Source organism: Massilia timonae CCUG 45783, from assembly GCF_000315425.1.
Lineage (GTDB): Bacteria > Pseudomonadota > Gammaproteobacteria > Burkholderiales > Burkholderiaceae_D > Telluria > Telluria timonae.
The window spans coordinates 1,397,166-1,423,678 of the sequence record NZ_JH992922.1; the positions used below are offsets into that span (position 1 = coordinate 1,397,166).

Below are 26,513 nucleotides of genomic sequence, written 5' to 3' on the forward strand. Positions count from 1 at the left end.
GATGGACAAGTTCGAACGACGGCGCGACCGTTTCGCGCTGTTCGACGGCATGGACAGCCCGTCGGTCAACCTGTGCTTTCCGCTCGAGCTGCCGGACTTTCGCCCGTGGTGCAAGCAGCAGGACCTGGCGCCGTTCCACGTGCTGCTGTGCGCGGTGCTGCGCTCGGTCCTGAAGATCGAGAACTTCCGTTATCGCATCCACGACGACGAAGTGATCCGCATCGAGCGCCTGATCCCGTCGTTCACCGTCAAGAACCTCGACGACGACCTCAATTTCGCGACCTTCGACTGGTCGGATGACCTGCGCGAATTCGTCGCGCGCGGCCGTGCGGCCGGCATTGCCGCGTCGAACATGACCGGGCTGAACCAGCGCTACGCCACGCTGTCGCCGCGCGAGGCCAAGGACCAGGTGTTCGTCACCTGCATCCCGTGGCTCGAGTTCACGGCGATCCAGCATCCGACCACCCGCGTCGGCCGCTCCGATATTCCCTCGTTGGCCTGGGGACGCTTCCGCGACGGAGCGGACGGCAAGCTCGTGCTGCCGTTCTCGGTGCAGGCCCACCACGGCTTCGTCGACGGCTTCCACATCTACCAGCTGGGCCAGCAGATCGTGTCCGAACTGGCCGCGATGATGCGTCCTACTTCACCAGCGGCCGCACGTACTCCAGCAGGCTGACCAGGGTCTTGCCCGGTTCTTCCCACGGCGCCATGTGGGCCGAACGCTCGAACCAGACCGCACGCTTCGACGGCGCCTTCACCTGCGCCAGCCAGGACTCAAGCGGCGCGGTCGGCGTCGTGTAGTCGTGCCGGCCCAGGAACATCACGACCGGGATCGGAAACGCTTTCACGCTTGAATAATCGACCTCGACGAATTCGGGCAGCAGCCGGCCCAGCGTGAGCAGGCTGCCGGCGTCGATGGCCTTGACCTGCTCCATCGTGTAGTCGGGCGAAAGCAGCGGGCCCTTGAAGAAATAGGTCGATTCGCTGCGCCAGGCCGACAGGCCGCCGTAGTGCTGCGGCCACTTGCGCGCGGCGACGATGCGCTCGCGCGTGATCGGCCGCTTGCCGGGGTAGGGGGCGATCGCCTGCAGCTCCTTCAACGCTTGCCTGTCGTCGTGGATGCGCGCCTGCTCCAGCGCATATTCGAAGCTGATGCGTTCATTCTCGCGCACGCTGATCACCTGGCCGATGCCGACGTAGGCGTGGAACAGGTCGGGGCGTTTCAACGACGCCGCCATCGAGATCACGGTGCCCCAGCTGTGCGCCATCAGCACCAGCTTCTGCTGGCCGTAGCGCCCGCGCAGGTGTTCGGCCACCTCGATCAGGTCGTCGACGTAGCGCTCGATGCGGATCGTCTCGCCCACGATGGCGGGATCGGTCTCGCCATAGCTCTTGCCGGCGCCGCGCTGGTCGTAGTTGGCGACCGTGAAGAACTCCTCGATCGGGCGCTGGAACTGCCACATGGTCGGCGTGATGGGTGAAGCCGGGCCGCCGTGCACGAACAGGATCATCGGATTGGCGCGGTCCTGCCCGCGCACATTGATCCATTGGTCGATGCCGCCGATGCGGGTTGTATAGGATTCCTGCACGCCGTGCGGCGCCACGATGCGCTGCAGGTCTTCGACCGCGGCGCGGGCGCCGGCCAGCCGCTTCGCATCGCTACTGTCCTGTGCCGAGGCGTCCGCGCACAGCATGCCCAGCGCGGCCAGGCAGCACACCAGGGTGTTCTTCATCTCGCTCTCCCGAAACTGTTTGAACCGAGTGTAGCGAGCGGCCCGCGGCGCGTCGCGGCGTGCGCGACAGGCGGGCGAAACGGCGGAATGGACTGCGCGAAACGCCATGAAAAAGGCCGCGCCCCTTGCGGTGACGCGGCCCTTGAAGGAAGAAAGAACGATTACAGCGCGTTCATCTCTTTCAGCAGATTATCCGCCTTGTCGACTTCCTTCATATTCCACAGCATGTAGCGGGTGTCGACCTGGATCGAGCGGGTCATGGCCTTGTTGAAGTCCCAGTCCGAGATGATCGAATCCAGGGTGCCGTCGAAGGCCAGGCCGATCAGCTCGCCCTTGGCGTTCAGCGCGGCCGAACCCGAGTTGCCGCCGGTGATGTCCAGCGTCGCCAGGAAGTTGACCGGCAGGGTCTTGAGCTTCGGATCGGCATACTTGCCGAAGTTCTTCGCCTGGATCGCGGCCAGCTGGTTGTCCGGCGCATCGAACTCGCCTTCGCCGGTGTGTTTGGCGGTCACGCCGGCCACGGTGGTGAAGGCGGTCCAGCCGGTGGTGCCGTCGGCGCCCACGTCACGGCCGGCGATCTTGCCGAAGGTAACACGCAGCGTGGAATTGGCGTCCGGGTAGACCGCCTGTCCACGGCTGTTCATGTAGGCGATCTTGGCCTTCATGTAGTTGCCGTAGGCTTGCTGGATCTTGCCGGCGGCTTCCTCGCCTTTTTCCTCGTCCTTGATGTCGGCGTCGTACATCGCGACCGCGGCCTTGATGAAGCTGTCGTTCGAGGCCTTGAACTCGGCCGGCGATTTCTTGAGCCACGCGGTGCGCTCTTCCTTGCTGGCCAGCTTGGAACCGGCATAGATGCGGTCCAGCGCCGACTTCAGTTCGGCTTCGCTCATGCCCGGCTTGATGCCGAGGGCGGCGTCGAAGGCCGCGTCATGCTCGGCGGCCGGCTGCGCGTTGTACTGCTTCAGGAAGTTCAGCACCAGCGCCTTGTCGACTTTTTCGTCGTAGGTGCGGTCCTGGCCTTCGATGACCGAGGTCAGGCGCGGCAGGTCGCGGTCCTGGTAGCCGGTCTTGCGCTCGGTGTCCGGCTTGGCGCGCTCGTTGGCCAGGCGGTACAACGTGCGCGCCGAGCTCAGGAACTTCGGCTGCGCGTAGGTCAGGAAGAAGCCTTTCCTGGTGCCGGCGTCGCGTTCGGCGATCAGCTTTTCGGCCGCTTCGATGTCGGCGCCGTATTGGGCCTTGCGCGCCGCATCGGCGTTTACCCAGGCCTTGAGCGCATTGTGCTCGGCGGTCTTGCGCTGCAAGAAGTCGCTGTTCTGGTACGAGACCAGCATGCCCTTGCGGTTCTTGTAGTAGTTGTTCACGCCGGCGATCTGGCCGGCGTATTTCAGGCGCGCGGCCGGGTCGTTCCTGGTCTCGCGGTCGATGATGGCCAGGGTCTCGCTAGATGCTTGCACGAAGGCCGGGTAGTTCCAGTCGAAGGTGAAGGCCACTTCGGACGGCAGGCGGTGGCGGTTGGTGCGGCCAGGGTAGCCCAGCACCATCACGAAGTCGCCTTCCTTGGCGTGGTCTTGCGCCAGCTTGATGACGTGCTTCGGCTTGTACGGCACGTTGTCCTTCGAGAACTCGGCCGATTTGCCGTCCTTGCTGACGTAGGCGCGGTAGAAGCCGTAGTCGCCGGTGTGGCGCGGCCACATCCAGTTGTCGGTGTCGCCGCCGAACTTGCCCACGCCGTCGGCCGGCGCGTGCACCAGGCGCACGTCGCGGATCTCGAGCTGCTTCAGGCGGTAGAACTCCAGGCCGCCGTAGAAGCTGGCCACGGTGCAGCGGTAGCCGGCATCCTGTTCGCAGGCCGCCACCAGGGTCTTCTGGTTCTTCTCGATGGCGTCGATGCGGGCCTTGCCGGTCAGCTTGGCGACTTCAGGGGTGATGACCTGGTTGCTGACGTTGGTGACTTCGTCGGTGACGAAGATGCGGCTGCCTGGCGATGCCGGCAGTTCCTCGGCCATGGTCTTGGCCAGGAAGCCGTTCTTCAGCAGGTCGCGCTCCGGCGTCGAATTGACGGCGATGCTGTTGTAGACGCAGTGGTGGTTGGTGACCACCAGGCCTTGCGGCGACACGAAGGAAGCCGAGCAGCCGCCCAGGCTGACGATGGCGCCCATCGGGAACTCGGTCAGCTTGGTCAGGTTGGCTGGATCCAGCTTGAGGCCGGCGGCTTTCAGTTGCTTGGCCACTTGTGGCAGCTGTTGCGGCATCCACATGCCTTCGTCCGCGTGGGCGGCGAAGCTGCTCAGGATGGCGAGCGAGAGAAGAGTCTGTTTCATGCGCGTGTGATCTGGTTGGGAAGGGAAACTCATGAACTAAGAACCTGTCTCGGTAGGTAGGAGTCGCTGCTGGCGCGCCTGGCAAGCGTGGGCGGCGTTGCTCGTCGTTGCATGGCGCCGCCATGCGGCCTCCTCGCGCCTTGCCCACACTTGCCATGCATCGCCATCAGCTTCCCCCCACCTGCCGAAACAGGTTCTGGAGCGTCCATGAGTATGGTAATCCCATGCAGGATCGTCAACCGCTATTTCGGCCGCGCAAGCAAATTCCGTTTTAGCCTCGTTTCGCCGTGTTTACTACAGCTGCTTGTCGATCAGCGACACCGCCCAGGTGCTCATGCGCTGCCACCACGGGCGCTGTGCGAACTTGTGTTCGGTCACCGGCGTGGCGCGCGCCCAGTCCTGTTCGTAGATCTCGCTCATCTGCGCCGCGAAGCCTTCGTCCAGCACGTTCAGGTTGGCCTCGTCGTTGATGCTGAACGAGCGGTTGTCGAAATTGGTCGAACCGACAGATACCAGCAGTTTGTCGACGATCAGCGTCTTGACGTGGTACATGGTCGGCTTGTATTCCGAGATCTGCACGCCGGCGTCGAGCAGCTCGGGCCAGCGGTCGCGCGAGGCGGCTTTCACCAGGTCGGAATCGATGATCGGGCCCGGCGTGATCAGGCGCACCCGCACGCCGCGTTTCGCGGCCGCGATCAGGGTGCGGATGGTCAGGTCGTCCGGCACGAAGTAGGCCGCCGACAGGTCGATCGTCTCGCGCGCGGCGGTGATCGACATCAGGTACATCAGGTGCATGCTCTCGCTGCCGCCGGTCGGCGAGCTCGAGAACATCTGGGCCGGCATCGTGCCTTTCGGCTCCAGGGCCGGGAAGTAGTCGGGACCATCGAGCACCATGCCGGTAGCCTTGGTCCAGTTGTCGTTGAACACCGCCTGGATCTGGCCAACCACCGGGCCTTCGATCCTGAAGTGGCTGTCGCGCCAGTGATTCTCGTCTTCTGCATTGCCGCGCCACTGGTCGGCAATGCCGACCCCGCCGGTAAAACCGATCTTGCCGTCGATGACCAGCAGCTTGCGGTGGGTGCGGTTGTTCATGCGCGCCAGCTTCCACCAGACCGGCTTGTGATAGCGCTGCACGCGCACGCCGGCCTTCTTCATGTCATCCACCAGCGCATTGTCCATCTTCATGCTGCCCATGAAGTCGAGCATGACATGGACCTTCACGCCGGCGCGGGCGCGCTCGGACAGCGCCTCGGAAAATTCCTTGCCGATCGATTCCGACCAGTAGATATAGGTTTCCAGGTTGATCGACTTTTCCGCCTGGCGGATCGCGGCCAGCATGGCGGGGAAGATCTGGTCGCCATTGATCAGGGCCTCGACCTTGTTTCCTTCAAGTATAGGGGGACCGAGCAGCACACCCATCGAGCGGCGAAATTGCGGGTCGTGGGTGTCGTACTGCCGTGTCAGTTGCCGCTCGATCTGTTTCTCGCTCGGCATGAAATTCAGCGCCAGCACACCGAGCACCAGCGTGGCGGCGATCGTGATCAACACTGTCCAGAACATTTTTGGGCTCATCAATAAAACCACGAAGGAAAAAAAACCAACGCGCGTGGCGTTGGTTTTTAGGAGCGGTGTTTCGCACTCATTAACGAACGCGACCGCGACGCAGCAGATTCACGATGGCCAGCAGGATGACCGCGCCCAGGAACGAGACCAGGAGCGAAGCGACACTGAAGTCGTCCGAGTTGATGGTGCCGGTGCCGAACAGCGGCGACAGCAGCCAGCCGCCCAGGAAGGCGCCAACGATACCTACGACAACGTTAAGAATGATGCCTTGCTCTGCGTCGGTTTTCATGACCATGCTGGCAAGCCAGCCCAGGATGCCGCCGACGACGATCCAGATGATGAATAACATGGTTGCTTCCTCCTCAAGTAAAAAGACATACCCCCAGGCCCAACAATTGCCGTGACCATGGGAAAAAGTCTAGAGATGCTCCCCCATCAGGTCGGTGCGGCAACTCACGTTAGATAGCGTTTTTGCATCGCTGTTCATGCACCGGTCCGTTGTCGGCCAGGCTCCACCGGGGAATGCGGCGGGTCAGCGCGCAAGCGTGCGTGAACGAACAGAGCCATAAAGACGAGCGGCATAAGGTGGATGTCCCTGGCAGCGCCGCTTCACAGCGCCTGGCCACCCCAACTACCAGAAAGGATTCGTCATGAGCAGCTACGACACCACTCGTCAGAACCAGAACCAGCGCATGGTCACGGGCCTGTTCCCGGACCGCGCCAGCGCCGAGCGCGCCTATGGCACCGTGTCCGATCGCGGCTATACCCGCGACGACGTCAACCTGATGATGTCCGACACCACCCGCCAGACCCACTTCGCCGATAAAGATACGGAACTGGGCAGCAAGGCGGCCGAAGGCGCCGGCATCGGCGCCGGCATTGGCGGCACCATCGGCGCCGTGCTGGCCGGTATCGCAGCGGTCGGCACCACCCTGGTGCTGCCGGGCCTGGGCGTGGTCGTCGCCGGTCCATTGGCGGCGGCCCTGGCCGGCGCCGGCGCGGGCGGCATCACGGGCGGCCTGATCGGCGCGCTGATCGGCGCCGGCATCCCCGAAGAACGCGCCAAGCATTATGAAGAAGGCATCAAGAACGGCGGCATCGTGATGGGCGTGCATACCCGCTCCGATGAAGACGCGGCCCACATCCAGGAATCGTGGACCAAGCAGGGCGGCTCGCACGTGATCGGCGCCGGTCTGGGCATCGCGGGCGGCGCGGCGCTGGGCGCCACGGTCGGCACCGTGGCCGGTCCGATCGGCACCGTGACCGGCGCCGTGGTCGGCGGCGTGGCGGGCGGCATCGCCGGCAAGGGCGTGGGCGAAGTGGTCAATCCGAAGGCCGGCGACGATCTCGCCGAACACCACCTGGCCAAGGGCGTGGGCGCCGGCACCGGTGCAGCCGCCGGTGCGGCGGTCGGCGCCGTGGGTGGCCCGATCGGGATGGCGGCGGGCGCCGTGGTCGGCGGCCTGGCTGGCGGCGCGGCCGGCCGTGGCGCCGGCGAGGTCGTCAATCCGAAGGCCACCGACGAACTGCATGACCACAACCTGGCGCAGGGCGTGGGCGCCGGTGGCGGCGCCACCGCGGGCGCGATCATCGGCGCCGCGGCCGGCCCGCTGGGCGTGGCGGCGGGCGCGGCGATCGGCGGCCTGGCGGGCGGCGCGGCCGGCAAGGGCGTCGGCCACATGGTCAATCCGCACGAGGAAAACGAGTACTGGCGCACCCAGTACCAGACCCAGCCTTATTACTCGCCGGGCTACACCTACGACGACTACGCGCCGGCCTATGCGCTGGGCTACAACAGCTATGGCAAGTACGATGGCGGCTATGACGCCAACGAAAGCCACCTGGCCGGCGAGTGGGAACGCTCGAAGGGCAACTCGCGGCTGAAGTGGGAGCAGGCCAAGTCGGCCACCCGCGCCGGCTGGCACCGCGTCGAGCGCGCGATTCCGGGCGATTTCGACCGCGACGGCCGCTGATCGCACGGCGTTGAAACGCACGTAAAAAAGCCCCGCCGGTTTGCGCCGGCGGGGCTTTTTACATGATTCGATCGATGGCGCGGTCGATCAGCGCTTGACGGCTTCGACCTGGATCGCCAGCTTCACTTCCGGCGAGAAGTTCGGCAGGCCGAAGCTGATGCCGAAGTCGTCGCGCTTGAAGGTGCCCACCACGTCGGCGCCGCAGGCTTCCTTCTTGAGCATCGGGTGCATGATGCACTTGAACTTGTTGATCTGCAGGGTCAGCGGCTTGGTCACGCCGTGCAGGGTCAGCTCGCCGTCGACCGAGGTCGGCACGTCGCCGGTGTACTTGATCGACTTCGACTTGAAGGTCGCGGTCGGGTATTTGGCGGCGTCGAAGATGTCCGGCTTCTTGGCGTGCTCGTTCATCTTTTCGTGGCCGAAGTCGATGCTGTTGATGTCGACGGTGATGTCCAGCGAGCCGGTCTTGGCTTCGCGGTCGAGGGTCACGCTGCCGCTCGACTTGTTGAACTTGCCGCGCCATACCGACAGGCCCATGTGGTCGGCTTCGAAGCTCGGATAGGTGTGGTTCGGTTCGATGTCATAGGTGACCGGCGCGGCGAAGGCGGTGCTGGCGGCGAGGGCGGCGGCGGCCGCGATCAGGTGCTTGATCTTCATGTGGTGATGTCCCTTTGATAGGTGTGGTGGTGAAGTTTAAGGCGCCGCGGTGACGCGGAACTTGATGACGACTTCATCGGCGACCATGCTCGTGTCCTTCCACTCGCCTTCGCCGATGTTGAAGGCCAGCCGCTTGATCGGCAGCTGCCCCTCGAATACCTGTTTGCCGCCTTCGGCCTTGACCGCCAGCGGGAAGGTGACGTCCGCGGTCTTGCCCTTCAGGGTCAGCTTGCCCGACACGTTCAGCTTGCCGGCGCTGCCAGGCACGATGCTGGTGGACACGAAGCTGGCCTTCGGGAATTGCGCCGAATTGAACCATTCCTTCTTGGCGACTTCCTTGTTGTACATCGGGTCGCCGATGTCGAAGCTGGCGGTATTGATCTCGACGTTCGCCTTCGAGGCGGCCGGCTTGGCCGCGTCATAGTCGATGCTGGCGCTGAAGCTGCGGAACGGCGCCTCGACCGGCACGTTCATCTGCTTGAACACGGCCGAGACGCTGCTCCTGGCCGCATCGGTCTTCAGTGGGACGGCGGCGGCGATGGCGCTGGCGCCGACCAGGGTCGCCACCAGCAGGGCCTTGAATGGTTTCATCGTTTTTCCTTCGGGGTAGGGATAGGGAGCATGCGCTGCATCACGCCGTCGCGGTCGACCAGCAGGTGCTTGAACGCGGCCAGCACGTGCAGGGCGACCAGGCCAGCCAGCAGCATATTGAGCCAGTAGTGCACGCCGCGCAGCACGGCGCGCAACTCGGGATCGGGCCCGATCAGCACCGGCAGCGGGATTTCGCCGAAATACACCACCGGGAAGCCGGCCGCCAGGCTGAAGAAATACCCCGACAGCGGCACCGCGAACATCAGCACGTACAGCAGGATGTGCAGGCCGTGCGCGGCGCCGCGCTGCCAGGCCGGCATCTCGTCGGCGTACTGCGGCGGATGGTTGAACAGGCGCCACAGGAGGCGCAGCGCCGCCAGGCCGAGTACGGTAACGCCGGCCCATTTATGCCAGTTGGTGTAGCGGATCTTGGCCATGCTGATGCCCTGGATGTCGGTCATGACCAGGCCGAGCGTGAACGTGCCGATGATGGCGACGGCGATCAGCCAATGCAGCACGATTGCAGGCATCGTATAGCGGCGCATGTTGTCTCTGGGTAACTAGTACGAGTTAGAACTAACCAACTATAGCAAAAAAGCGATCACCCGTGCTGCCGGGCTTGAATTTCTGTCGCAAACACTAGCACGGACTTGTAAATCATGCACCGTTCGGCTCGACCGAATGTAAAATCCGGTCATGAGCGCATTTATTACTTATTGCTGCCGGAACCTTGTGTTGGCCACGGGCACAGCCGCCTGCCTGGCATTGCCCGCCACGGCGGCGCCTGGCGGGCAGATGCAAGACCTGGCCGACCTGTCGATCGAGGAGCTGGCCAATATCCAGGTCACCTCGGTCTCGAAGCGGCCCGAGCGCCTGCAGGACGCGGCGGCGGCCGTGTTCGTGATCACGGCCGACGACATCCGCCGCTCCGGCGCCGATTCGCTGCCCGAGGCGCTGCGCCTGGCGCCCAACCTGCACGTGGCGCGCATCAACGGCTATGCCTATTCCATCAGCGCGCGCGGGCTCAACAGCGGCGGCAGCGCGGTGTCGAACAAGCTGCTGGTGCTGATCGACGGCCGCTCGGTGTACACGCCGCTGTTCTCGGGCGTGTTCTGGGACGCGCAGGACGTGCTGCTCGAAGACGTCGAGCGCATCGAGGTGGTCAGCGGGCCGGGCGGGGTGCTGTGGGGCCTGAACGCGGTCAACGGCGTCATCAACATCACCACCCGCTCCGCGCGCGATACGCAGGGCGCAATGGTGGCGGCGCACGGCGCCGACGACGGCGACGCCGGCGCCGCCTTCCGCCAGGGCGGCGCCAGCGGGGACGGCGTCGCCTGGCGCGCCTTCGGCAAGTTCACGCGCCGCGCCGACGGCGATGGCGTCGGCGGGAGCATCGACGACGGCTATCGCCGCGCCATGGCCGGCGTGCGCGCCGACTGGGAGCGGGGCGCCGACCGCTTCACGGTGCGGGGGAATGTCTACCAGGGCCGGCTCGACCAGCCGGCGCCGGGCGAGATCGCCACCCCGGGCGGACCGAACCGCTTCGGCCGGGTGCATTCGGATGGCGCCAACCTCACGGCGCGCTGGCAGCGGGTGCTGGACGATGGCGGCAGCGTCGACGTGCAGGCCTATCTCGACCACACGCTGCGCGAGGCGCCGCCCTTGTTCGCCGAGCGCCTCACCACCGCCGACCTGCAGTTCCAGCACACGCTGCCGGCGCACGGCCGCCATGGCGTCGTCTGGGGCGCCAACTACCGGCATTCGCGCGACCGGGTCGACAACAGCCCCTACGTCGCTTTCTTGCCGGCGCGCACCACCCAACGCTGGGGCAGCCTGTTCGTGCAGGACGAGATCACGCTGCGCGACGACTGGCGCCTGGTGCTGGGCGGGCGGGCCGAGTACAACCATTACACGGGCACCGAGTTCCTGCCCAGCGCGCGGCTGTCATGGCGGCTGTCGCCGCAGCATGCGCTGTGGGCGGCCCTGGCGCGCACGGTGCGCGCGCCGTCGCGCCTGGACGTCGATGCCTGGGTGCCCGGCCAGCCGCCTTACATCCTGCAGGGCGGGTCGCAGGTGCGCAGCGAAGTGGCGCGCGTCGTCGAGCTCGGCTACCGCGGCCAGCCGGCGCCGGCGCTGTCGTATTCCGTCACGCTGTTCCACCACGACTACGAGCACTTGCGCACGCAAGAATTCGACCCGACCCGCACTTACCTGGTGTTCGCCAGCCTGATGGAAGGCTATGGCACGGGCGTGGAAGCCTGGGGCAGCTGGCAGGCCATGCCGCGCTGGCGCCTGTCGGCCGGCTGGACGGCGCTGCACCAGCGCCTGTACACCAAGCCGGAAAGCAACGACATTGGCAGCGTGCTGGCGGCGCGGCGCGACCCCACGTACACCCTGCAACTGCGTTCGAGCTACAACATCGACGATGCGCGCGAGATCGACGTCAGCCTGCGCCGGGTGGCCGAGCTGGCGGCGGTCGGCGTGCCTGCGTATACGGCGCTGGACGCGCGCTTCGGCTGGCGCCTGCGGCCGGGCCTGGCGCTGTCGGTGTATGGAGAAAACCTGAATGGCGGGCACACCGAGTTCGGCACGGCGATGTACCGCGCGCAGTTCGAGCGCCGGGTGGGGGTCAAGCTGAGGTGGGATTACTGAGGCGATGCCGCCGGAGCGGCGGCATCGCATGATACGGCTTAGATGTCGGCCGCCAGCTTCGCCGCCAGGCCGGTGTAGTTCGCCGGCGTCATCGCCAGCATCAGGTCCTTGGCTTCCTGCGGCACGGCCAGGGTCTCGATGAACTCGCGCAGCGCGTCGCGGGTGATGCCCTTGCCGCGGGTGAGTTCCTTCAGCTGCTCGTAGGGGTTGGCGATGCCGTAGCGGCGCATCACGGTCTGCACCGGCTCGGCCAGCACTTCCCAGTTCGCGTCCAGGTCCTGCTCCAGGCGGGCGGCGTTCACCTCGAGCTTGTTCAGGCCGCGCAGGCAGCTGTCATAGGCCAGCAGGGCGTAGCCGAAGCCGACGCCGATATTGCGCAGCACCGTCGAATCGGTCAGGTCGCGCTGCATGCGCGAGACCGGCAGCTTGTCGGCCATGTGGCGCAGCACCGAATTGGCCAGGCCCAGGTTGCCTTCCGAGTTCTCGAAGTCGATCGGGTTGACCTTGTGCGGCATGGTCGACGAACCGATCTCGCCCGCCTTCAGTTTCTGCTTGAAGTAGCCCAGCGAGACGTAGGTCCAGATGTCGCGGTTCAGGTCGAGCAGGATGGTGTTGGTGCGCGCGATGGCGTCGAACATCTCGGCCATGTAGTCGTGCGGCTCGATCTGGATGGTGTACGGATTGAAGGTCAGGCCCAGGCGCTGTTCGATCACGTTCTTCGAGAAGGCCGGCCAGTCGAATTCGGGATAGGCCGACAGGTGCGCGTTGTAGTTGCCGACCGCGCCATTCATCTTGCCCAGGATTTCGACGTCGGCGATGCGCTTGACCGCGCGCTGCAGGCGCGCGACCACGTTGGCGAATTCCTTGCCGAGCGTCGTCGGGCTGGCGGTCTGGCCATGGGTGCGCGACAGCATCGGCAGCGCCGCGTTGGCGTGGGCGATCTCGGTCAGTTTCGCGATGATGGCCTGCAGGGCCGGCAGCAGCACGCCGTCGCGCGCGCTTTTCAGCATCATGCCGTGCGAGGTGTTGTTGATGTCTTCCGAGGTGCAGGCGAAGTGGATGAACTCGCTGGCCGCGACCAGTTCAGGCACGTCCTTGACCTGCTCCTTGAGCCAGTATTCGACCGCCTTGACGTCATGGTTGGTGACCGCCTCGATTTCCTTGATGCGCGCGGCATCCTTTTCGCCGAACTCGGAGGCCATCTTGTCGAGGTGAGCGATCGCTTCGCTTGAAAACGGCTTGATCTCGGCAAAGCCAGCCTGCGACAGTGCCTGCAGCCACGCGATCTCGACCTTCACGCGGTGGTGCATGAAACCCGTTTCCGACAGGATCGGGCGCAGCTTGTCGGTTTTCGAAGCGTAACGGCCGTCGAGCGGGGACAGGGCCGACAATGTCGGGGAAACTGCGGGGGACAGGGCGGTAGAGGTCATGGCGGGCGGTCCGGTCAAAAACGCGGATTTTACCACCGGACGGGCGGCGAACCCTTGCGCATGCCGCGGTGCGGGAGTGTGTTGGGGCGGCGACAGCGCAGGTTTTGCGGCAGGGCCCGATGCTATACTGGGCTTCGATTCCCAACTGCGACCTCCCATGAAACTCATCGGTTCTGTCACCAGCCCCTACGTCCGCAAGGTCCGTGTCGTGATGGCGGATAAAAAGCTCGACTATTCCTTCATCCAGGAGAACGTCTGGGCCGCCGACACCACCATCCAGCAGACGAATCCGCTGGGCAAGGTTCCATGCCTGGTGATGGAAGACGGCAGCACCCTGTACGACTCGCGCGTGATCGCCGAATACCTCGACACGCTCACTCCGGTCTGCAAGCTGCTGCCGCCGAACGGGCGCGACCGGGCCGAGGTCAAGGTCTGGGAAGCCCTGGCCGACGGCGTGCTCGATGCGGCCGTGCTGGTGCGCCTGGAAACCACCCTGCGCCCCGAAGCCCAGCAAAGCCCCGAATGGATAGCCCGCCAGTGGGGCAAGGTGCACGCCGGCCTGCGCGTGATGTCCGAGCGCCTCGGCGAGTCGGCTTTCAGCGCCGGCAACCACTATTCGCTGGCCGACGTCGCCGTCGGCTGCGCCCTGGGCTGGATCGCCTTCCGCTTCCCCGACATCGACTGGCGCGGCGACTACCCGAACCTGGCCCGCCTGTTCGACAAGCTGTCCGAGCGCCAGTCGTTCAAGGACACCGTCCCCTTCCTCGCATGAGCGGCACGCCGGGCATGTCCACCGCCGTGGTGTTCGGCGAAGCGCTGGTCGACGATTTTCAGGCCGAGCAGGTCGTCGGCGGGGCGCCGTTCAACGTGGCGCGCCACCTGGCCGCCTTCATGGCGCCGGTGCTCAGCATCACCCGCATCGGCGACGACAAGAGCGGCCAGCTGGTGCGCGCCGAGTTCGAGCGCTTCGCCATGAGCGAGGCCGGGCTGCAGCTCGACCCGCTCGAGGAAACCGGCCGCGTGCTGGTCGAGCGCGGCCCGCGCGGCCACCGTTTCACGATCCTGCCCAACCAGGCCTACGACTTCATCGACCGCGCCGCTGCGGTGGCGAGCGTCGACAGCGTCACGCCGGGCATCGTCTATTTCGGCATGCTGGCCCAGCGCCATGAGGTGTCGCGCGGCGCTTTGAGCGCCGTACTGGATGGCGCCGCCGGCACGGCTGTGCGCTTCCTCGACCTGAACCTGCGCGACGGCCAGTACGACGAGCGCGGCGTCACCCGCTCGCTGCAGGCGGCGAACATCGTCAAGGTCAACGAAGAAGAATTGCAGGCGCTGTTCGGCTGGTACTTCCAGATCAAGCCCGACGATCCGCCGCTGGCGGCCGGCGAGGTGCATGCCTCGTGCCAGGCATTGCTCAAGATGTTCTCGCTCGACGCCCTGATCGTCACCCTGGGTCACCGCGGCTCGGTGTACTTCGACAGCGAGGGCCGGGTCCTGACCCAGCGCGACCATCCCGCGCCGCCGTTCGTGATCGATACGGTGGGGGCGGGCGACGCCTTCGCGGCGATCTTCCTGCTGGGACGGATGCGTGGCTGGCCGCTGGAAACCGCCTTGTCGCGCGCGAACGAATTCGCCGGCGCGATCTGCGCGATTCCCGGCGCGGTGCCGAGGGATATGGGGTTCTACGACAAGTGGATGACGCGCTGGCGCTGAAGACCGGGCCGGATGGCGCGCAATGCAAAAGGGCCGGCGCAAGTCGGCCCTCGGTTGATCACGACGCGATCACGCCGTGATCACGAAGCGATCTGGCTTTGCAGGTAATTCTGGATGCCGACCTTGACGATCAGGTCGAGCTGGGTTTCCAGCCACTCGATGTGTTCTTCGGTGTCTTCCAGGATTTCCAGGAACAGGTCGCGCGACACGTAATCGGCGGCCGCTTCGCAGGCGGCGATGCCTTCCTTGACGGTCACTTGCGCGGCGCGTTCCAGCTTCAGGTCGCATTCCAGCATTTCCTGGGTCGATTCGCCGATCAGCAGCTTGTGCAGCGCCTGCAGGTTCGGCAGGCCGTCCAGCATCAGGATGCGGTCGATCAGCTTGTCGGCGTGCTTCATTTCGCCGATCGATTCTTCGTATTCTTTCTTGCCCAGTTTTTCCAGGCCCCAATGGCGGTACATGCGCGCATGCAGGAAATACTGATTGATTGCGGTGAGTTCATTGGTCAGCTGTGCGTTCAGCAGACGGATGACGTTTTGATCGCCTTTCATTTGGAGTGCCCCTGGTGATTTTGAATGGGCTCCATGATAGCAAACAAGCCGTCACGATATGCCCTCAAAAGAGAGAAATTTCGCGAAAAAAGCGCATTAAATCGAAGAAAAAGCCACGAAATACGCCGTAATAGAAACCGTTCTCACTCCATGTTGAAAACGCTTCTCGCTACCGCGAAAATGAAAATGAAAGCGCTTCTCATTTCATCGTGCGCATCTGTTTTTATCATCCCTCATCCATTAAAAAACCATTAATCGTTGCTTGGCATGATTCGCCCTTCCATGGTTCGCCGCGATACGCCCGTCAATTGCGGCCGGCGTCATCCGTATTCCCGCGTCCATGTCGCCGATGCCTACACGTCCCAGGTTTCTTTTCCACACACCCACCCGGCGTCTTTTCGCCATCGGCGCAGGCACGGCGGCGGCGCGCTGCTGGCGCGCTTCGACGCCACCCTGCCGCGTCTTGATGGGCGGCGTGGAGCGCGAGGTGCGGGTGGAGGTCGATCCGGCGGCGATGGCGGCGCTGGGCGTCACCGTGACCGACCTGTCGCGGGCCCTGGCCGCCGTCTCGCGCGACGCCTGGGTGGCTGCGCGCGATGATGTGGCCGGGCCGCTCCATGAAGGCGAGCAGGGTGCGGTAGTCGCAGGCGTTCAAGGTCACCGGCTGGCCGTCGCAGGTGACGGCCTGGCGTGCCACGTCCCGCACCACGTTGCGGCAGGCGAGCGTCGGCACCGTCTTGCCTACGCTGCGCCGGGTCACGGCGCGCATGCGCGCCCACAGCTCGCTGAATTCGACGGGTTTCACCAGGTAGTCGTCGGCGCCGGCATCCAGGCCGGCGATGCGCTCGGACATCTGGGCACGCGTTCGCGGATGGCGGCGGCCAGCATGGCGTCGTCCTCGACGAGCAGGATGTTCATGGGGCGTACCCGGAAGTCGTTGACCGGCCAGTATAGCCGGCCGCGATGAACGACTTTTTAAGCGCAGGCCGCGGACGAAAGAAGCCCCGCGACGTGGCGGGGCAGGAGAGAGGAGATCCGGAAATTCAGGCCGCTTGCGGGATGCGGCGCACTTCGGTGATCGTGGTCTTGCTGTCGATGTGCTCGTGCAGGACTTCACGCGCATAGCTGACGCACTTGCCGCACATGGTGCCGACGCCCAGTTCCTTGCGCAGTTCTGCGATGGAGGAGATGCCCAGGTCGGCCGCCTGGCGGATTTCACGGTCGGAGATGTTGTTGCAGACACAGACGATCATCGAAACTACCCTTGCTGTTTATGCTACAAAAATGCGAATCATTCTCATTTGCGTTGCTATTTTCTGTAAACTCGGCCGCGAAATCAAGCGAATTCTGCGTGCCGTGTGCACTATTTTTGAGCTTTTCGATCCGGCAATGACAAGCTGCAAATAGAAATAATTCGCATTTAGCGCTATGATGTCGGCATTATTCCTGTCGCTGTCTCATAAGCGCAACAACCATCTGGAAGCTGCCATGACCCTAGCCCCCACCCTGTCCACCCTCGACTCGCTGAAAGCGGGCCAGAGTGCCACCGTAGTCCAGCTGGCGCCGCATGCGCAGGGCGGCGTCGACATTCAGCGCCGCCTGATGGAGCTGGGCTTCGTGCCGGGCGAGCGCATCCGCGTGCTCAAGCGGGTGCTGGGCGGTCCGCTGGCGGTCAAGGTCGGCGAGTCGACCTTCGCGCTGCGCCGCTTCGAAGCGGCGCTCGTGTCGATCAATTCGATCAAGGCGGACTGAGCGCATGGGAGTGATGGAACAACAAGTGGCGGCCCGCACCCCGCTGGTCGCACTGCTCGGCAATCCCAATTGCGGCAAGACCGCGCTCTTCAACCGTCTCACCGGCTCGCGCCAGAAGGTCGCGAACTACGCCGGCGTCACCATCGAGCGCAAGGAAGGCAGCTTCAAGTCGCCGGCCGGACGGGCGTTCCGCGTGCTCGACCTGCCGGGCGCCTACAGCCTGAATGCGCAGACGCCGGACGAAGGCATCACGCGTGACGTGGTGGCCGGCCTGCGCGCGGGAGAACAGCCGCCGGACGCGGTGCTGTGCGTGGTCAACGCGACCAATCTGCGCCTGAACCTGCGCCTGGTGCTGGAACTCAAGCGTCTCGGCCTGCCGATGGTGCTGACCCTGAACATGGTCGACGTCGCCAGGAAGCGGGGCATCGAGATCGACACCGCGAAGCTGTCGCAGGAACTGGGCATGCCGGTGGTGGAGACCGTCGCCATCCAGTCGGGCGGCGAACAGGCCCTGCTGGCCGAGCTGGATCGCATGCGCTTCGACGCGCCGGTCAAGGCCAATCCGCTGTCGGCGATCGACGCGGTGCCGGTCGAGGAGACCCAGCGCGAGGTGCGCCGCATCCTGGCCGCCGCCGTCTCCACCGCCAAGGACACCGGCAACCTGACCGAGAAGATCGACAACGTCGTGATGCATCCGATCGCGGGCCCGGTCATCCTGGCCGCGCTGATGTTCCTGATCTTCCAGGCCGTGTTCAGCTGGGCCGGCACGCCGATGGACATGATCGAGGCCGGCGTCGGCGCCCTGGGCGGATTCGTCGGCGACCTGCTCGGCGAAGGCATCCTGCACAGCCTGATCGTGGACGGCATCATCGCCGGCGTCGGCAGCGTGCTGGTGTTCCTGCCGCAGATCCTGATCCTGTTCTTCTTCATCCTGCTGCTCGAAGACGTGGGCTACCTGCCGCGCGCGGCCTTCCTGCTGGACCGCATCATGGGCAGCGTCGGCCTGTCGGGGCGCGCCTTCCTGCCGCTGCTGTCCTCGTTCGCCTGCGCGATCCCCGGCGTGATGGCCGCGCGCACGATCCAGAATCCGCGCGACCGCCTGGTGACGATCATGATCGCGCCCCTGATGACATGCTCGGCGCGCCTGCCGGTGTATGCGCTGCTGATCGCGGCCTTCATCCCCGACCAGACCGTGGCCGGCATCCTCAACCTGCAGGGCCTGGTGCTGTTCATCCTGTACATGGCCGGCATCCTGTCGGCGATGGGCGTGGCCTGGTTCATGAAGCGCCGCAGCACCTACAAGCAGCACGCGCTGATGCTCGAACTGCCGGCCTACCACTGGCCGCAGCTGAGCGCCCTGGCCTCGGGCCTGTGGGAACGCACCAAGATCTTCCTGATGCGGGTCGGCACGCTGATCCTGACCATGATGGTCCTGCTCTGGCTGCTGTCGAGCTTCCCGGGCGCGCCGGAAGGCGCGGCCGAGCCGCCGATCTACTACAGCGTGGCCGGCATGATCGGCCGCGCGCTGGAAGTGATCCTGGCGCCGATCGGCTTCAACTGGCAGATCGCGATCGCGCTGGTGCCGGGCATGGCCGCGCGCGAAGTGGCGGTCGGCGCGCTGGGCACCGTGTACGCGCTGTCGGGCGGCGACGAAGTCGGCGACACGCTGGCGCCGCTGATCGCGCAATCGTGGTCGCTGGCCACCGGCCTGGCGCTGCTGGCCTGGTACGTCTACGCGCCGCACTGCCTGCCGACCCTGGCCACCGTGGCCCGCGAAACCGGCAGCCGCAAGTACGCCTGGATCATGGCCGGCTACATGTTCGGCCTGGCCTACGTGGCGGCCTTCATTGTCTACCGCGTCACCCTCGCCATCACTGGAGCCTGATATGCAGGAATTGGCCGTCATTGTTATCGTGCTTGCCTCCGCGCTGTACCTGGGCGCGAAATACATGTCGGCCGGCCTGCGCGCGCGCCTGGTCATGCACCTGACCCGGGGCGGTCGCAAGTCCGTCCTGGCGCGCTGGCTGGACAAGTCGGGCGGCGGCGGTTGCGGCGGCGGCAGCTGCGGCAGCGGTTGCACACCCAAGCAACCGGATCCGCCCGGCAAGCACCGCGTGATCAGGCTGCACCAGAAGCACTGAGTTTTCTCTTCAATCCCGCAGCGCCGCGATCAGGCGCTGCGCGTCGAACGGCGCATGCACCTTGATGTCGTTGTCGAAGTAGCAGTAGACGTCGCGCTTGCCGCGCTTGCGCGGCGCCTTGCTCGATGCCAGGCAGGCATCCTGCGGTTGTCCCCCATCGCGCCAGGCGCGGATCTTCCTTGCCCAGTTCTCGATCGCATCGTCGTCGTAGCCGCTCGCATACAGTTCCTTGTCGCCATGCAGGCGCACGTACACGAAGTCGGCCGTCACGTCCTCGATCTGCGGCCAGCGCCCGGCGGTGTCGGCCACCACCAGCGCCACCTTGTGCTTGCGCAGCAGGGCGATGAAGGCGGGGTCGCGAAAGCTCTCGTGGCGGATCTCGACCGCGTGCCGCATCGCTCTCCTTGGTCCGGGATCGAGCGTGACCCTGCCTTCCATGCGCGCCTCATGACCCTTGGCCAGTTCGGCCGCGGCATGGGTATCATGCGGCAGCAAGGAGAGAAACGTCTCGAAGCGTTCCGGCTCGAAGGCGAAGTTGGGCGGGAACTGCCACAGCATGGGGCCGAGCTTCTCGCGCAGCTCGAACATGCCCGAGGCCAGCACATTGGCCAGCGGCTTGGCGACGTCGCGCAGGCGCAGCATATGGGTGATGAAGCGGTTGCCCTTGACCGCGAACACGAAGCCGGGCGGCGTGGCAGCGTACCAGGCGGCATAGCTCGCGGGCCGCTGCAGCGAGTAGAACGCGCCGTTGATCTCGATGCTGGGCAGCTGGGTCGCGGCGTATTCGAGCTCGCGGTGCTGGGCCAGCCCCGGCGGATAGAACTTGCCGCGCCACGGCACGTAGCGCCAGCCCGAGATGCCGATGTAGGTCGATCCGCTCATGCCTGCCACGATACACGGCGCGGCGGCGCGCGGTCGTGCGCTGGCGCACCCAGCCGGGGCCCATGCCGCCGGAGCGGCGACGCCCTTTTGGCAAAGGCGCAACAGTGCTAAGCTAGCGCCCATCGTCACTCCCAGAGCCGCCATGATCGTCGTCCATCACCTGAACAATTCGCGCTCGCAGCGCATCCTGTGGCTGCTGGAAGAGCTGGGCCTGGAGTACGAGATCAAGCGCTACCAGCGCGACCCCAGGACCATGCTGGCCCCGCCCGAGCTGAAGGCGGTGCACCCGCTGGGCAAGTCGCCGGTGATTACCGACGGCGACCTGGTCGTGGCCGAGTCGGGCGCCATCGCCGAGTACCTGGTCGAGCGCCATGGCGAGGGCCGACTGCGGCCCGCGGCCGGCACCCCGGCGCGCCTGCGCTACACCCACTTCCTGCACTATGCCGAGGGGTCGGCGATGCCGCCGCTGCTGCTCAAGCTGGTGTTCGACAAGGTCGAGAACAGTCCGATGCCGTTCTTCGTCAAGCCGATCGCGCGCGGCATCGCGCAAAAGGTCAAGGGCAGCTTCGTGCTGCCGCAGATCGCGCTGCACCTGGGCTACCTGGAAGCGGAACTGGGCAAGCATCCCTGGTTCACCGGCGAGGAGTTCACGGCGGCCGACATCCAGCTCAGCTTCCCGCTGGAGGCGGCGGCCTCGCGCGGCGGACTCGATGGCAAGTACCCGAACCTGAGCGATTTCCTCGAGCGCATCCACGCGCGGCCGGCCTACCAGCGCGCGCTCGAGCGCGGCGGCAAGTACGAGATTGGAAAGGCCTGACGGAGTCCCAGCATGGCCAAGCTGCTCGCCATCGACGGCCTGAACATCGTGCGCCGGGTGTACGAGGCCAGTCCCGAGCCCGATTCAAGCCTGAAGGCCAGTATCGCGCTGCGCCACGCCTTCTCGTCGTTTCGCAACGTGCTCGAGACGCATGCGCCGACCCACGTGCTGGCGGCCTTCGACCATGGCGGCGAGAACTGGCGCCACGCGCTGTATCCGCGCTACCGCGAGGGCAGGGCGGCGATGCCCCATGAATTGCGCGCGGCGCTGCCCGAATTCCACGAGCGCCTGCGCGCCGCGGGCCTGCACGTGGTGTCGATTCCCGAGGTCGAGGCCGATGACGTGATCGCCACCGGCGTGATGCGCTGGCTGTCGGAAGGACGCGGCGAAGCCATCGTCGCCACCACCGACAAGGACCTGCACCCCCTGATCGCGCATGGCGCGCTGGTGTGGGACCATTTCAAGAACGAATGGCACGACGACGCCTGGGTGCGCCAGCGCTTCGGCGTCGCGCCCGAGCTGCTGCACGACCTGCTGGCGCTGATGGGCGATCCGACCGACGGCGTGCCGGGCGTGTCCAAGATCGGCATGAAGACCGCCGCGCGCCTGCTCAATGCCTATGGCAGCCTCGACGCCGTCATTGCCGGCGCCGGCATCCTCAAGACGCCGCTGGGAGAAAGGCTGCGCGCCGAGCGTGAGATACTCGAGATCTCGCGTTGCCTGGTGTCGCTCAAGCTCGATGTGCGCCTGGGCGTGACCTGGAACATGCTGGCCTATGAATCGAATTAGAAGGAAAACGACGCGATGCTCAAGGCGGTAATCGTGGATGGAAACGCGGTGTCGCGTTCGATGCTGGGCACCGTGCTGGCCGACGGCAGCTACGAGGTGGTGGGCGCGACCCACACCAGCGCGCTCGGCTACGGCCTGGCGATCAAGCACCGTCCGCACGTGATCTGCATCGCGCGCGAGCAGGTCGAGGACGGCAACAACGTGGTCGAGCAGCTGCGCGCCGAGCTGCCCAAGACCCTGATCTTCCTGGTCTCGGGCACGCTCGACGCGCAGGCCGTGCAGTCGGCGGCGGCGCGCGGCGTGCACGGCTTCATCGTCAAGCCGTTCAAGGCCGACACCGTGCTCAAGACCATCCGCAATACCGTGATCGCCTTCGTCAAGAAGCAGCAGGCTTCCGCCGCCAAGCCCGATTGACGGTTCCTAGCCGCGGCGCCCGATTTCGTCGGACGCGATCGCGGCCAGTTCGCGCAGCGCGCGCAATTCGCGCTCGCGCAGGCGGCGCGGCTCGCGGTCCAGCACGCACAGCGAGCCGAGCGCCATGCCGCGCGCGTCCAGCACCGGATAGCCGGCATAGAAGCGGATGTGCGGTTCGCCCGTCACCAGCGGATTGGCGGCGAAGCGCGGATCGGCGCCCGCGTCCTGCACCACGAAGGCGGCGTCCTGCATGATCGTATGGCTGCAGAAAGCGACCTCGCGCGGCGTCTCGCTTTGCGCCAGGCCGATGCGCGACTTGAACCACTGGCGCCGGCCAGAGAGAAGCGTGAGCAGGGCCATCGGACAATCGGTCACATGGCTGGCCAGCCAGGTCAGGCGGTCGAATACTTCTTCCTGGGGCGAGTCCATCAGCCTCGTCGCGGCGAGCGCCGCCAGGCGCTGCGCTTCGTTGCGCGGCGCCGGATAGGCGGGAGCGGGCGCGGGGAGGAATTCTCCGGTCGGCGGGGACGCGTCCACCGCGGCGGCGTCCGCTTCGCGCTGGCGCAGCAAACGATGCACCTCGCTCAGATGCACGCGGCGATGGCCGCCCGGCGTTTTCCAGGTCGGCAGCGCGCCGCCTTCCATCCACACCTGGGCAGTGCTCACCGCCACGCCGAGCAGGCGCGCCGCGTCGCGTGTGGTCAGGATCGGATCGTCGTTCTCGGTTTTCATCGTCATGGAGGCTGTATTGCTCTGATCGCTCAATTTTACACGAAGCAACATAAAATAACGAATATGACGACCGATTACCGATAATTGTTGACTCATGGAATTTTTTTCGCAACAATAGCTTCTACTTCGTCAATTTCGTCACTTTTTGCGCGTGTGCGTACCAGTCAGGGCCCCCATGAATTCACCTATCGAACCGGCACTATTTGCTTGTTCTGCTCAAGAAGCGGCGCGTCTCGAGGCCCTGCACCGCCTGGAACTGTTGGACACGCCGCCCAGCGAGGCCTTCGACCGCATCACGCGCATGGCCGCCCAGCTGTTCAACCTGCCGATCGCGGCGGTGTCGCTGACCGACAGCGACCGCCAGTGGTTCAAGTCGAAGGTCGGCGTCGAGCATGATTCGATCCCGCGCCTGCGCGCGCCGTGCGCGGAGGTGGCCGATACCGCCCACCTGCTGGTCGTGCCCGACCTGCTTGAAAACGCCTATTTCCGTGACAGCAAGCTGGCCGCCGACGGCATCCGCTTTTATGCCGGCGCACCGCTCGTGACCAGCGACGGTTTTGCGCTGGGCGCGATGTGCGTGCTGGGCACCGAGCCGCGCCAGGTGACGGCGGCCGAGAGCCAGGCGCTGCAAGACCTGGCGACGATGGTGATGGCGCAGATCGAGCTGCAGCACGCGCTGGGCCGGATCGACCCGATCAGCGGCCTGCCCAACCGCAACCAGTTCATCAGCGATTTCACCGACCTCGAGCTGGCCGGGCCGGCCGGCGACATGCGGCTGGCGGCCCTGGTCAGCCTGGCCAGCCCGCAGGAACTGAGCGACGCCCAGCGCGTGATGGGGTCCGGCTATCTCGACGAGATGGTGCGCGACGCGGTGCCGCTGCTGCGCCTGGGCGGCGCCGGCAAGATCTACCATGTCGCCAGCACCCAGTTCGCCTTCTTCGCGCCACCCGGCGTCTCGCTCGAGACCTTCCGCGCCCAGCTGCAGTCCTGGCTCGACGCCCGTTCCGGTCATGGACAGGCGCGCTTCATCACCACGACCACGGTCGGCATCGCCCCGTTCACGGTCGGCCAGACCGAGGGCCTGGACCTGCTGCGCAATATGCACAGCGCCGCCCACGACGGCCTGGCCGCCGAGCGCTGCGTGCGCGTGTTCTCGTCCGAGCACGACGCCATCCTGCAGCGCCGCTTCTGGCTGGTGAACGCCTTCCGCGCCGCGCTCGAGAGCCGCAGCCAGCTGCACCTGGTGTACCAGCCCAAGGTCGCCCTGAAGGACGGCGCCTGCGCCAGCGTCGAGGCGCTGCTGCGCTGGACTCATCCCGAGAAAGGCGCCATCTCGCCGGGCGAATTCATCCCGGTGATCGAAGGCACCTCGCTGGCGCGCGCCACCACCGAATGGGTGCTGGCCGCGGCGATGCGCCAGGTGGCCGCCTGGCGCCAGGACGGCGTCGCCTTGCAGGTGGCGGTCAACGTGTCGGCGGTGAACCTGGAAGAACCGGATTTCTGCGACCGCGTGCTGAAGCTGCTGGCGCGCCACCGCGTGCCGGCGTCCAGCCTGGCGATCGAACTCACCGAAAGCGCGCTGATGCGTAATCCGAAGGTGGCGCAGGTCACGCTGGAACGCCTGGCGCGCGCCGGCGTGCAGCTGGCGATCGACGACTTCGGCACCGGCTACAGCAGCCTGGCCTACCTGCAAAGCCTGCCGGCGAACGTGGTCAAGATCGACCAGAGCTTCATGCGCAACCTGGCCCACGACGAACGCCGGCGCGCGCTGGTAGGGACGATGATCAAGCTGTCGCACGACCTGGGCCACAAGGTGGTGGGCGAAGGCGTGGAGACGGTGGAAGTGGAAGACTTCCTGCGCGCGGCGGGCTGCGACGAGGTGCAGGGTTACCTGCATGCGCGCCCGCTGGCGCCGAGCGCGCTGGCCGAATGGCTGGCCGGGCGCGCTCGCTGAGGATTACGCGACGCCCGAGCGGGCGTCGATGATGCCGCCGCCCAGGCAGACGTCGCCGTCGTACAGCACGGCCGACTGGCCGGGCGTGACTGCCCATTGCGGATCGCTGAAATCGAGGACGAATCTACTGTCGCCTTCGGCCAGCACGCGGCAGGCCACGTCGGCCTGGCGATAACGGGTCTTGGCCGACAGCTCGCGCGGCGCCGGGGCTTCGCCCGCGATCCAGCTGGCCTGGCCCGCTTCCAGGCGGTTCGACAGCAGCCATGGGTGGTCATGGCCCTGCACGATGTACAGGGTGTTGGCCTCGATGTCCTTGCGCGCCACGAACCATGGCTCGCTGGTGCCGTCCGCGTTCTTGCGCGACTTCAGGCCGCCGATGCCGATGCCCTTGCGCTGGCCCAGCGTGTAGAACGACAGGCCGACGTGCTCGCCGACCTTGGTGCCGTCGTCGAGCCTGATCGGGCCCGGCTTGTACGACAGGTAGCGGTTCAGGAAGTCGCGGAACGGGCGCTCGCCGATGAAGCAGATGCCGGTCGAATCCTTCTTGGCGGCATTCGGCAATTTCAGCTTTTCGGCGATCTTGCGCACTTCGGTCTTGGGGATCTCGCCCAGCGGGAACAGCGACTTCGAGAGCTGCGCCTGGTTCAGGCGATGCAAGAAGTAGCTCTGGTCCTTGGTGGCGTCGAACGCCTTGAGCAGCTCGAACTTGCCGCTGCCGGTGTTCTGGCGCACGCGCGCGTAGTGGCCGGTCGCGATCAGGTCGGCGCCCAGCTTCATCGCATGGTCGAGGAAGGCCTTGAACTTGATTTCGGCGTTGCACAGCACGTCCGGGTTGGGCGTGCGGCCGGCCTGGTATTCGCGCAGGAACTCTGCGAACACGCGGTCCTTGTATTCGGAGGCGAAGTTGACTGCCTCGATGTCGACCCCGACCACGTCGGCCACGCTGGCCGCGTCGATCCAGTCCTGGCGCGTCGAGCAGTATTCGGAGTCGTCGTCGTCTTCCCAGTTCTTCATGAACAGGCCGACCACGTCGTAGCCTTGTTCTTTCAGCATCCACGCCGCGACCGAGGAGTCGACTCCGCCCGACATCCCGATCACGACTTTTTTCTTGCTCATGTTACGTCCGTATTGAATTCAGATCCCGCCCTCGAACACCGAGGAATGGGTGTATAGCAGGGACAGCGGCGTGCTTCGTCCGGCCAGATAGTCGTCCACGCACTGGAGCACGATCGGGCTGCGGTGGCGGTCGGCGGTGGCGGCGATCTCGTCGCGCGTCATCCACAGGGTGCGCAGGATGCCTTCGTCGAGCGGCTGGTCGAACTTGCGGCCGACTGTGCCGGCGAAGGTGAAGCGCAGGTAGGTGACGTCGGCATTGCGCGACTTCGAGTGGTAGCGCGACATGTACATGCCCACCAGCGTGCGCGGGATGAACTCGTGGGCGGTTTCCTCGAGCGCTTCGCGCACGACCGCCTGCTCCAGCGATTCGTGCGGGTCGAGATGGCCGGCGGGCTGGTTCAGCTTGACGCCCTCGCTCGTCTCTTCCTCGATCAGCAGGAAACGGCCCTCGTGCTCGATGATCGCAGCCACGGTAACCGATGGTTTGAAGATGTCGCTCATGCCTGTCCTTGAAAATGAGCCGGTATTCTACCTCGGGCCGGGCCTGCTCTGCTCAGCCTTGCCCCGCCTGCGGTGCTTGCCTGTCGTTAATTGGGCTTGATCTGTCGCAAAAATGCGCGCAAATACACTGCTTACCTTGTGTTTGCTCAGCACAACAGCATTATCACCAAAAGAAATTTATATTTGGGCAATTGTTGTAAAGACGTGATAGATTGGGAGCCGGCGCATCCA

At 65.5% G+C, this 26,513-nt stretch carries 27 protein-coding genes; 12 read left to right on the forward strand and 15 right to left on the reverse strand.

Features of this window, described 5'->3' with window-relative positions; all coding sequences use genetic code 11:
• The first annotated feature begins 1 nt into the window (after position 1).
• Positions 2–676 carry a CatA-like O-acetyltransferase gene (locus HMPREF9710_RS05860; RefSeq protein ID WP_005664741.1) on the forward strand — a complete coding sequence of 225 codons (675 nt, stop codon included), beginning with the start codon at positions 2–4 and terminating at the stop codon, positions 674–676.
• Here the strand turns inward: HMPREF9710_RS05860 and HMPREF9710_RS05865 are convergent.
• From HMPREF9710_RS05865 to HMPREF9710_RS05880, 4 genes are all read right to left on the reverse strand, one after another.
• Positions 639–1,733 (reverse strand): alpha/beta fold hydrolase, encoded by a 1,095-nt coding sequence (locus HMPREF9710_RS05865; protein ID WP_005664742.1) that lies wholly within the window; start codon positions 1,731–1,733, stop codon positions 639–641. The genes HMPREF9710_RS05860 and HMPREF9710_RS05865 overlap by 38 nt on opposite strands.
• A gap of 161 nt (positions 1,734–1,894) precedes the next feature.
• The gene (locus HMPREF9710_RS05870; protein ID WP_005664744.1) at positions 1,895–4,054 is read right to left on the reverse strand and encodes a S46 family peptidase; all 2,160 of its coding nucleotides are present in this window, start codon (positions 4,052–4,054) and stop codon (positions 1,895–1,897) included.
• 294 nt (positions 4,055–4,348) lie between these two features.
• Positions 4,349–5,614, reverse strand: coding sequence for a cardiolipin synthase (gene cls, locus HMPREF9710_RS05875; RefSeq protein ID WP_005664746.1), 1,266 nt, complete (start codon positions 5,612–5,614; stop codon positions 4,349–4,351).
• 82 nt (positions 5,615–5,696) lie between these two features.
• Positions 5,697–5,966, reverse strand: coding sequence for a GlsB/YeaQ/YmgE family stress response membrane protein (locus tag HMPREF9710_RS05880; RefSeq protein ID WP_005664749.1), 270 nt, complete (start codon positions 5,964–5,966; stop codon positions 5,697–5,699).
• 301 nt (positions 5,967–6,267) lie between these two features.
• On the opposite strand from HMPREF9710_RS05880, the gene HMPREF9710_RS05885 reads away from it, so the two are divergent.
• The gene (locus tag HMPREF9710_RS05885; RefSeq protein WP_005664751.1) at positions 6,268–7,590 is read left to right on the forward strand and encodes a hypothetical protein; all 1,323 of its coding nucleotides are present in this window, start codon (positions 6,268–6,270) and stop codon (positions 7,588–7,590) included.
• 87 nt (positions 7,591–7,677) lie between these two features.
• Here the strand turns inward: HMPREF9710_RS05885 and HMPREF9710_RS05890 are convergent, their stop codons facing one another.
• From HMPREF9710_RS05890 to HMPREF9710_RS05900, 3 genes are read right to left on the reverse strand one after another with little or no spacing between them, the layout of a single operon-like run.
• Positions 7,678–8,247 (reverse strand): YceI family protein, encoded by a 570-nt coding sequence (locus HMPREF9710_RS05890; protein ID WP_005664752.1) that lies wholly within the window; start codon positions 8,245–8,247, stop codon positions 7,678–7,680.
• Between the two features lie 36 nt (positions 8,248–8,283).
• Positions 8,284–8,838: a YceI family protein gene (locus HMPREF9710_RS05895; RefSeq protein WP_005664755.1), complete on the reverse strand. Its 555-nt coding sequence runs from the start codon at positions 8,836–8,838 to the stop codon at positions 8,284–8,286.
• The gene (locus HMPREF9710_RS05900) at positions 8,835–9,383 is read right to left on the reverse strand and encodes a cytochrome b (RefSeq protein WP_005664757.1); all 549 of its coding nucleotides are present in this window, start codon (positions 9,381–9,383) and stop codon (positions 8,835–8,837) included. The genes HMPREF9710_RS05895 and HMPREF9710_RS05900 overlap by 4 nt, the downstream gene beginning before the upstream one ends.
• Before the next feature lie 187 nt (positions 9,384–9,570).
• On the opposite strand from HMPREF9710_RS05900, the gene HMPREF9710_RS05905 reads away from it, so the two are divergent.
• Positions 9,571–11,490, forward strand: coding sequence for a TOL_0244 family TonB-dependent receptor (locus HMPREF9710_RS05905; RefSeq protein ID WP_371855224.1), 1,920 nt, complete (start codon positions 9,571–9,573; stop codon positions 11,488–11,490).
• A gap of 38 nt (positions 11,491–11,528) precedes the next feature.
• On the opposite strand, the gene purB is transcribed toward HMPREF9710_RS05905, so the two are convergent.
• Positions 11,529–12,920 (reverse strand): adenylosuccinate lyase, encoded by a 1,392-nt coding sequence (gene purB / locus HMPREF9710_RS05910; protein WP_005664761.1) that lies wholly within the window; start codon positions 12,918–12,920, stop codon positions 11,529–11,531.
• A gap of 157 nt (positions 12,921–13,077) precedes the next feature.
• Here purB and HMPREF9710_RS05915 point away from each other — a divergent pair, with 157 nt between their 5' ends.
• Positions 13,078–13,692 (forward strand): glutathione S-transferase C-terminal domain-containing protein, encoded by a 615-nt coding sequence (locus HMPREF9710_RS05915; RefSeq protein ID WP_005664763.1) that lies wholly within the window; start codon positions 13,078–13,080, stop codon positions 13,690–13,692.
• A gap of 14 nt (positions 13,693–13,706) precedes the next feature.
• Positions 13,707–14,633: a PfkB family carbohydrate kinase gene (locus HMPREF9710_RS05920; protein WP_229409739.1), complete on the forward strand. Its 927-nt coding sequence runs from the start codon at positions 13,707–13,709 to the stop codon at positions 14,631–14,633.
• Between the two features lie 80 nt (positions 14,634–14,713).
• Here the strand turns inward: HMPREF9710_RS05920 and bfr are convergent, their stop codons facing one another.
• From bfr to HMPREF9710_RS05935, 3 genes are all read right to left on the reverse strand, one after another.
• The gene (bfr, locus tag HMPREF9710_RS05925; protein WP_005664766.1) at positions 14,714–15,184 is read right to left on the reverse strand and encodes a bacterioferritin; all 471 of its coding nucleotides are present in this window, start codon (positions 15,182–15,184) and stop codon (positions 14,714–14,716) included.
• Between the two features lie 304 nt (positions 15,185–15,488).
• Positions 15,489–16,037 (reverse strand): response regulator transcription factor, encoded by a 549-nt coding sequence (locus HMPREF9710_RS28795; protein ID WP_157225437.1) that lies wholly within the window; start codon positions 16,035–16,037, stop codon positions 15,489–15,491.
• 190 nt (positions 16,038–16,227) lie between these two features.
• Complete coding sequence (locus HMPREF9710_RS05935) at positions 16,228–16,437, reverse strand: (2Fe-2S)-binding protein (RefSeq protein WP_005664770.1); 210 nt, start codon at positions 16,435–16,437, stop codon at positions 16,228–16,230.
• A 235-nt stretch (positions 16,438–16,672) separates the two neighbouring features.
• On the opposite strand from HMPREF9710_RS05935, the gene HMPREF9710_RS05940 reads away from it, so the two are divergent.
• The 3 genes from HMPREF9710_RS05940 to HMPREF9710_RS05950 are packed head-to-tail and all read left to right on the forward strand — an operon-like array spanning position 16,673 to position 19,077.
• The gene (locus HMPREF9710_RS05940) at positions 16,673–16,936 is read left to right on the forward strand and encodes a FeoA family protein (protein WP_040775774.1); all 264 of its coding nucleotides are present in this window, start codon (positions 16,673–16,675) and stop codon (positions 16,934–16,936) included.
• Between the two features lie 4 nt (positions 16,937–16,940).
• Positions 16,941–18,821: a ferrous iron transporter B gene (feoB, locus tag HMPREF9710_RS05945; RefSeq protein ID WP_005664773.1), complete on the forward strand. Its 1,881-nt coding sequence runs from the start codon at positions 16,941–16,943 to the stop codon at positions 18,819–18,821.
• A gap of 1 nt (position 18,822) precedes the next feature.
• Positions 18,823–19,077 (forward strand): DUF6587 family protein, encoded by a 255-nt coding sequence (locus HMPREF9710_RS05950; protein WP_005664775.1) that lies wholly within the window; start codon positions 18,823–18,825, stop codon positions 19,075–19,077.
• A 9-nt stretch (positions 19,078–19,086) separates the two neighbouring features.
• Here the strand turns inward: HMPREF9710_RS05950 and HMPREF9710_RS05955 are convergent, their stop codons facing one another.
• Entirely contained in the window at positions 19,087–19,959 is an 873-nt protein-coding gene (locus HMPREF9710_RS05955) for a DUF72 domain-containing protein (protein ID WP_040775090.1), read from the reverse strand.
• Positions 19,960–20,101: 142 nt separating this feature from the next.
• On the opposite strand from HMPREF9710_RS05955, the gene HMPREF9710_RS05960 reads away from it, so the two are divergent.
• Genes HMPREF9710_RS05960 through HMPREF9710_RS05970 form a run of 3 tightly spaced genes read left to right on the forward strand, consistent with a single transcriptional unit; the run spans position 20,102 to position 21,979 of the window.
• Positions 20,102–20,776: a glutathione S-transferase gene (locus tag HMPREF9710_RS05960; RefSeq protein ID WP_005664779.1), complete on the forward strand. Its 675-nt coding sequence runs from the start codon at positions 20,102–20,104 to the stop codon at positions 20,774–20,776.
• Positions 20,777–20,788: 12 nt separating this feature from the next.
• Positions 20,789–21,565: a 5'-3' exonuclease gene (locus HMPREF9710_RS05965; protein WP_005664780.1), complete on the forward strand. Its 777-nt coding sequence runs from the start codon at positions 20,789–20,791 to the stop codon at positions 21,563–21,565.
• A gap of 15 nt (positions 21,566–21,580) precedes the next feature.
• A complete protein-coding gene (locus tag HMPREF9710_RS05970; protein ID WP_005664781.1) occupies positions 21,581–21,979 on the forward strand; it encodes a response regulator in 399 nt (132 codons plus the stop codon).
• A gap of 6 nt (positions 21,980–21,985) precedes the next feature.
• Here HMPREF9710_RS05970 and HMPREF9710_RS05975 read toward each other — a convergent pair whose 3' ends face one another.
• On the reverse strand, positions 21,986–22,717 hold the full coding sequence (locus HMPREF9710_RS05975) for a GAF domain-containing protein (protein WP_005664782.1): 732 nt from the start codon (positions 22,715–22,717) through the stop codon (positions 21,986–21,988).
• A 169-nt stretch (positions 22,718–22,886) separates the two neighbouring features.
• Here HMPREF9710_RS05975 and HMPREF9710_RS05980 point away from each other — a divergent pair, with 169 nt between their 5' ends.
• Positions 22,887–24,665, forward strand: coding sequence for a putative bifunctional diguanylate cyclase/phosphodiesterase (locus HMPREF9710_RS05980; protein WP_005664783.1), 1,779 nt, complete (start codon positions 22,887–22,889; stop codon positions 24,663–24,665).
• A 3-nt stretch (positions 24,666–24,668) separates the two neighbouring features.
• Here the strand turns inward: HMPREF9710_RS05980 and mnmA are convergent, their stop codons facing one another.
• Positions 24,669–25,781: a tRNA 2-thiouridine(34) synthase MnmA gene (gene mnmA, locus HMPREF9710_RS05985; protein WP_005664784.1), complete on the reverse strand. Its 1,113-nt coding sequence runs from the start codon at positions 25,779–25,781 to the stop codon at positions 24,669–24,671.
• An 18-nt stretch (positions 25,782–25,799) separates the two neighbouring features.
• Positions 25,800–26,282, reverse strand: a complete 483-nt coding sequence (locus tag HMPREF9710_RS05990; protein WP_005664785.1) for an NUDIX hydrolase — start codon at positions 26,280–26,282, stop codon at positions 25,800–25,802.
• Positions 26,283–26,513: the final 231 nt, after the last annotated feature.

Bases quoted from the DNA above. Each gene is read 5' to 3' on its own strand.
- HMPREF9710_RS05865 (WP_005664742.1), bottom strand. From the start codon at position 1,733: ATGAAGAACACCCTGGTGTGCTGCCTGGCCGCGCTGGGCATGCTGTGC.
- feoB (WP_005664773.1), top strand. From the start codon at position 16,941: ATGGGAGTGATGGAACAACAAGTGGCGGCCCGCACCCCGCTGGTCGCA.
- HMPREF9710_RS05900 (WP_005664757.1), bottom strand. From the start codon at position 9,383: ATGCGCCGCTATACGATGCCTGCAATCGTGCTGCATTGGCTGATCGCC.
- HMPREF9710_RS05980 (WP_005664783.1), top strand. From the start codon at position 22,887: ATGAATTCACCTATCGAACCGGCACTATTTGCTTGTTCTGCTCAAGAA.
- HMPREF9710_RS05870 (WP_005664744.1), bottom strand. From the start codon at position 4,054: ATGAAACAGACTCTTCTCTCGCTCGCCATCCTGAGCAGCTTCGCCGCC.
- HMPREF9710_RS05970 (WP_005664781.1), top strand. From the start codon at position 21,581: ATGCTCAAGGCGGTAATCGTGGATGGAAACGCGGTGTCGCGTTCGATG.
- HMPREF9710_RS05895 (WP_005664755.1), bottom strand. From the start codon at position 8,838: ATGAAACCATTCAAGGCCCTGCTGGTGGCGACCCTGGTCGGCGCCAGC.
- HMPREF9710_RS05990 (WP_005664785.1), bottom strand. From the start codon at position 26,282: ATGAGCGACATCTTCAAACCATCGGTTACCGTGGCTGCGATCATCGAG.
- HMPREF9710_RS05940 (WP_040775774.1), top strand. From the start codon at position 16,673: ATGACCCTAGCCCCCACCCTGTCCACCCTCGACTCGCTGAAAGCGGGC.
- HMPREF9710_RS05965 (WP_005664780.1), top strand. From the start codon at position 20,789: ATGGCCAAGCTGCTCGCCATCGACGGCCTGAACATCGTGCGCCGGGTG.
- HMPREF9710_RS05860 (WP_005664741.1), top strand. From the start codon at position 2: ATGGACAAGTTCGAACGACGGCGCGACCGTTTCGCGCTGTTCGACGGC.
- HMPREF9710_RS05890 (WP_005664752.1), bottom strand. From the start codon at position 8,247: ATGAAGATCAAGCACCTGATCGCGGCCGCCGCCGCCCTCGCCGCCAGC.
- mnmA (WP_005664784.1), bottom strand. From the start codon at position 25,781: ATGAGCAAGAAAAAAGTCGTGATCGGGATGTCGGGCGGAGTCGACTCC.
- bfr (WP_005664766.1), bottom strand. From the start codon at position 15,184: ATGAAAGGCGATCAAAACGTCATCCGTCTGCTGAACGCACAGCTGACC.
- HMPREF9710_RS05880 (WP_005664749.1), bottom strand. From the start codon at position 5,966: ATGTTATTCATCATCTGGATCGTCGTCGGCGGCATCCTGGGCTGGCTT.
- HMPREF9710_RS05935 (WP_005664770.1), bottom strand. From the start codon at position 16,437: ATGATCGTCTGTGTCTGCAACAACATCTCCGACCGTGAAATCCGCCAG.
- HMPREF9710_RS05975 (WP_005664782.1), bottom strand. From the start codon at position 22,717: ATGACGATGAAAACCGAGAACGACGATCCGATCCTGACCACACGCGAC.
- HMPREF9710_RS28795 (WP_157225437.1), bottom strand. From the start codon at position 16,037: ATGTCCGAGCGCATCGCCGGCCTGGATGCCGGCGCCGACGACTACCTG.
- HMPREF9710_RS05915 (WP_005664763.1), top strand. From the start codon at position 13,078: ATGAAACTCATCGGTTCTGTCACCAGCCCCTACGTCCGCAAGGTCCGT.
- HMPREF9710_RS05955 (WP_040775090.1), bottom strand. From the start codon at position 19,959: ATGAGCGGATCGACCTACATCGGCATCTCGGGCTGGCGCTACGTGCCG.
- HMPREF9710_RS05960 (WP_005664779.1), top strand. From the start codon at position 20,102: ATGATCGTCGTCCATCACCTGAACAATTCGCGCTCGCAGCGCATCCTG.
- HMPREF9710_RS05885 (WP_005664751.1), top strand. From the start codon at position 6,268: ATGAGCAGCTACGACACCACTCGTCAGAACCAGAACCAGCGCATGGTC.
- cls (WP_005664746.1), bottom strand. From the start codon at position 5,614: ATGTTCTGGACAGTGTTGATCACGATCGCCGCCACGCTGGTGCTCGGT.
- purB (WP_005664761.1), bottom strand. From the start codon at position 12,920: ATGACCTCTACCGCCCTGTCCCCCGCAGTTTCCCCGACATTGTCGGCC.
- HMPREF9710_RS05920 (WP_229409739.1), top strand. From the start codon at position 13,707: ATGTCCACCGCCGTGGTGTTCGGCGAAGCGCTGGTCGACGATTTTCAG.
- HMPREF9710_RS05950 (WP_005664775.1), top strand. From the start codon at position 18,823: ATGCAGGAATTGGCCGTCATTGTTATCGTGCTTGCCTCCGCGCTGTAC.